The 4,508-nt window shown below is 30.1% G+C and carries 7 protein-coding genes and 1 other annotated feature; all 7 genes read right to left on the bottom strand.

All coding sequences use genetic code 11. The annotated features are described in order from the left end of the window. Positions 1 to 199, bottom strand: a 199-nt coding sequence (locus VK998_RS08725; RefSeq protein ID WP_325227705.1) for a glycine--tRNA ligase subunit beta, incomplete at its 3' end; no start/stop codon positions are given. 1 nt (position 200) lies between these two features. Then, the gene (gene glyQ / locus VK998_RS08720; RefSeq protein WP_325227703.1) at positions 201 to 1,076 is read right to left on the bottom strand and encodes a glycine--tRNA ligase subunit alpha; all 876 of its coding nucleotides are present in this window, start codon (positions 1,074 to 1,076) and stop codon (positions 201 to 203) included. A 53-nt stretch (positions 1,077 to 1,129) separates the two neighbouring features. Beyond that, positions 1,130 to 1,297: a binding site (T-box leader), on the bottom strand. A gap of 64 nt (positions 1,298 to 1,361) precedes the next feature. Then, the gene (locus VK998_RS08715; protein ID WP_325227701.1) at positions 1,362 to 1,799 is read right to left on the bottom strand and encodes a DUF4342 domain-containing protein; all 438 of its coding nucleotides are present in this window, start codon (positions 1,797 to 1,799) and stop codon (positions 1,362 to 1,364) included. A gap of 1 nt (position 1,800) precedes the next feature. Continuing rightward, the gene (gene recO, locus VK998_RS08710) at positions 1,801 to 2,559 is read right to left on the bottom strand and encodes a DNA repair protein RecO (RefSeq protein ID WP_325227698.1); all 759 of its coding nucleotides are present in this window, start codon (positions 2,557 to 2,559) and stop codon (positions 1,801 to 1,803) included. Between the two features lie 15 nt (positions 2,560 to 2,574). Continuing rightward, the gene (era, locus tag VK998_RS08705; RefSeq protein WP_325227696.1) at positions 2,575 to 3,459 is read right to left on the bottom strand and encodes a GTPase Era; all 885 of its coding nucleotides are present in this window, start codon (positions 3,457 to 3,459) and stop codon (positions 2,575 to 2,577) included. A gap of 10 nt (positions 3,460 to 3,469) precedes the next feature. Then, the gene (locus VK998_RS08700; RefSeq protein ID WP_325227694.1) at positions 3,470 to 3,868 is read right to left on the bottom strand and encodes a cytidine deaminase; all 399 of its coding nucleotides are present in this window, start codon (positions 3,866 to 3,868) and stop codon (positions 3,470 to 3,472) included. A gap of 25 nt (positions 3,869 to 3,893) precedes the next feature. After that, positions 3,894 to 4,508, bottom strand: a 615-nt coding sequence (locus VK998_RS08695; protein WP_325227692.1) for a DUF3048 domain-containing protein, incomplete at its 5' end; no start/stop codon positions are given.

Below are 4,508 nucleotides of genomic sequence, written 5' to 3'. Positions count from 1 at the left end.
AGGTCAGTTGTTTTTCACTTAATCCATGAATAATTAAAACTAACCTTCTTGGAGTTGCCAAAGTTTCTGATTCAGAATATTCAATTCTTTTATCTTTCAACATCTCTTCAGTATTCTCTTTTAATTGCTTTAAGGCCAGATCGATATATCTTGCAGGTAATTCCTCTACTCCAATCTCTAATAGATATTTATCGTCCATTTTACATTCCCTCCTTTTTTAGAGGATATCCTTGATTTTCTCTTTGGTCTATATATTTAGACGCAACCAGCTTAGCAAGATTTCTAACCCTACTAATATAGTGGGTTCTTTCAGTAACACTTATAGCACCTCTAGCATCTAATACATTAAAGGTATGAGAACATTTTAGAACATAATCATAACAAGGTAGCACCAGTCCATCTTCAATAATATTTTTAGCTTCCTCTTCATATATATTAAATAAATGCCTTAAAGTCTCTATATTAGCTTTCTCAAAACTATATACAGAATGTTCATATTCCGGATTTTTAAATATATCTCCATAAGTAATATCTTTATTCCATTTTATTTGAAAAATATCATCTACATCTTGAAGATACATAGCAATCCTCTCTAATCCATAAGTTAATTCCGCTGATTCTAGATGACAATTAATACTACCAACTTGTTGAAAATAAGTAAATTGTGTAATTTCCATGCCATCCAACCATACTTCCCAGCCAAGTCCCCAAGCACCTAATGTGGGAGCCTCCCAATTGTCTTCTACAAACCTTATATCATGTTTTAGAGGGTCTATCCCTATGGCTCTTAAACTGTCTAAATAAATATCTTGTACATCCTCAGGTGAGGGCTTCAATATTACTTGTAATTGGTGATGTTGATATACTCTATGGGGATTTTCTCCATACCTAGCATCAGCTGGTCTTCTTGATGGTTCTACATATACCACTTTCCAAGATTCAGGTCCCAAAGCCTTTAAAAAAGTATGAGGGCTCATGGTTCCGGCACCTTTCTCAACATCATATGGTTCTAATATTAAACATCCTTTACTTCCCCAAAACTCAAGTAGTTTCAGCATTAAATCCTGAAAATACATAATTAAACCTCCTTATTTACTCATTTAAAACGAACAAAAAACCTTTGCATCCCTATAGGGACGAAAGGTTACTTCCGCGGTTCCACCCTATTTAATACCAAAGGTATTCTCTCTTGCATATGCTCAGAAGTGCCTTTCACCAACTCCACTATACTAAGCTCCCACCAGCCTTAGTTCGCTTTTATATGGAGATTGATTTCTTTCTTCCTCATTGCATATTTTATTAGTTTTCTATATAGATAATAATTTAGCAAAAAAACATAAAGTTGTCAATATGATAATCTATTAACTATCAGAGTTATCCATAGGGTTTTGGGTGTTTTTTGCCATTAAATTATTAATATTAATTACTTCTCCATCTTCTTTTAAGACTTCAATTGTGCACTTTGAAACAATAGCACTACCTAGTCCTATTAAGGCTAAAGGTACAGATATAATACTTCCTAAAGCAGCAGCTGTTACTGGTATATTCATCAATATTTCTCCATCTTTCTTTACTGTAATTTTAGTTACATTTCCTTTTCTGAGTATTTCTTTTACTTTATCAATCATCTGTTGACTTCTATCTGCTACATCATCTGACCAAGAAGTTCGATTTTTTTCAATTAAAATAATGGCATCTACTACATCTCCATCTGTTCTTTCTAAAGCATCTTTAGCCTCTGCAAAAGTTACACCTGTTCGTTCTACCACCATATCGACTTGTTCTAGGGAAATATCCATTTTATTCGCCTCCATTATTATTCATTGATTTTAATATATTTAAAGAATTAAATTGATCTCTTTCTATTTTGTTCAATATGTATTTTACCATAATCTCATGTAATTTAAACGTAGTATCTTTAGGAATTTTTAATGAAGATAATTTATCTAAAGGTGTATATAGTAAAGCTTTCATAGCTTTATACATGGATATATCCATATTTTCACAATAAGGTTCATTAGATGAGCAACTAGGACAAATTATACCTCCTTGATTTATACTAAATTTAAAATTTTTAAAACCTTTTCTTCCACATGCAACACAACCTTCTATAGAAGGTCTATAACCTAAGAAGGAAATGAATTTTAGCTCATATGATGATATGAATTTGTAATAATTGTTATCTATTTTAGATAAAATTTTCAAGCCTTTGATTAATAGCAAAAAAAGCTTTTCACTTTCTTCTTCTTCTAAAATAGATAAATCCACTAACTCTAACATATAAGATCCATACATCATTCTATGAATATTTTCTCTAATCGAGTAAAAAGAATCTATAATATCTGCCTGATTGATATAATAAAAATTTCTACCTTTGAATAGATAATAACTATTATATGAAAAAGGCTGAGTATTGGCTATTAATTTACTTTTTGGCCTATATGCTCCTCTTGCCATTACATGAATTTTCCCATTCTCTCTTGTAAATATTGTTAATATTTTACTTGTATCTCTAAATCGAAGCTCTTTTAAAACTATACCTTCTGTTTTTGTATACATCTTATTACTACCTTCCTATTTATAACCAAAATATTTGATTTTACCTTCTTTTTCCCTCCAATTTTTTTCTACCTTCACCCACAATTGTAAATTAATTTGACTACCTAATAAATTTTCTATATCTATTCTTGCATTTTTTCCAATTTCTTTAAGCATTTTCCCACCTTTTCCAATTATAATACCTTTATGAGATTCTTTTTCGCAGTATATATTTGCATGAACATCAATTAAATCTTTCTCTTTTCTTTCTTTTATTTGTTCTATAGATACATAAATACCATGGGGTACTTCTTCTTGTAAACTTTCCAGTGCTTTTTCTCGGATTATTTCTGAAATAATAAATCTTTCTGGTTTATCTGTAATCATGTGTTCTGGGAAGTACTGAGGCCCTTCAGGCAACAATTTTTTAATTGAATCTATATAAATTTGAATATTTTTTCCATCTATTGCTGATATAGGGATAATTTCTTTAAACATATTCATCTTCTCATATTTTAATATCAACTGGTTCGTTTCATCCTTGCTTATCTTATCAGTTTTATTAATCAATAAAATTATTGGTGTTTTTACACTTTTCAATTGTTCAATAATATAACTATCTAATTTACCTATTTCTGAACTTTCATCTACCATAAATGAAATTATATCCACTTCTTCCAAAGTCTCTCTGGATATTTTTAACATATATTTCCCTAGTTTATTTCTAGGCATTTGAATGCCTGGTGTATCAAGAAAAACAATTTGAAACTCTTCTTCAGTATATACTAATTGAATTTTGTTTCTAGTTGTTTGAGGCTTATTAGAAATAATAGATATTTTTTCACCAATTATTTTATTTAAAAGTGTTGATTTCCCCACATTTGGTCTGCCTATCACCGTAACAAAACCTGATTTATACATTTGATCACTCCTAAATCTTTTCATCTAAATCTTCTGGCCCAAAACTATAAGGTAACAATTCATCTAATTTATATTCTTTAAAATCTTCTTCGGTATTAGCTATTATAATAGTTGCATCTTTTCCAAATTCTCTAATCACCTGTCTACATACTCCACAAGGATACGTATAATCAGAATCTCCAACAATTGCTATAGTTTTTATATTTCTATGCCCTTCCGATACCGCTTTAAAAATCGCCGTCCTTTCTGCACATAAAGTAGGAGAATATGAAGCTATCTCTATGTTACATCCTGTATATACTTCTCCATCTTCAGTTAATAAAGCTGCACCTACTCTAAACTTAGAATAGGGAACATAAGCTTTTTTCTGTGCTTCTAAAGCTTTTTTTATCAATTGTTTTTTTTCCATAAAACCACCCTTTATAGTCTATTTATTATTCAATAATTAGATCTGGATCTGTATTTACAACTTGAACCCAAGTTGTTCCTGGATTCAAATCTATCATATTGCCTAATTCATCATAAAAATGGGTTTTACTATTTCTAGACTTTTTTACCCATTTTATATTTATGCCTCTTCCATTAGTTATGTATTTACCCTTACCTTCACCTACCAAATCAATTGAAAGTCTTCCCAGATTATCTATTACTCTTGTTTTTGCCTCTTGTATGATAATATTATTTGCAATTATAGGAGAATTATCAAATTCATCTATATGACTAACGCCATCTTTTTGGCGATAGTATAGTTTTTCCTCTGAATCATATATATATTTAGTTGTATTATTTTTATAGTAGTTTATTAATACTTTTTCTGCTGAAAATCCATCTAAATTTACTTCTTCTTCAGCAAATTTAAAGCCCTCATAATCTCCTGTTTGCCTATATCCTCTTTCCAATTGGCACTCTCTGATTACTTCCATACTAGTATATGTATTATGTGGTGCTCTTTTACCTACTTCTTTGTTCTTCCATAATACTTTATTTGAAGAAGAAAGTCCATCAATATCAGCTAACTTTAAATTAATGATATCCTGTTTAGCTTGAGG

Origin of the sequence: Schnuerera sp. (assembly GCF_035459645.1) — a bacterium.
In the GTDB taxonomy this organism is placed as follows: domain Bacteria; phylum Bacillota; class Clostridia; order Tissierellales; family Tepidimicrobiaceae; genus Schnuerera.
This window is presented reverse-complemented; position numbering and strand designations above follow the sequence as displayed.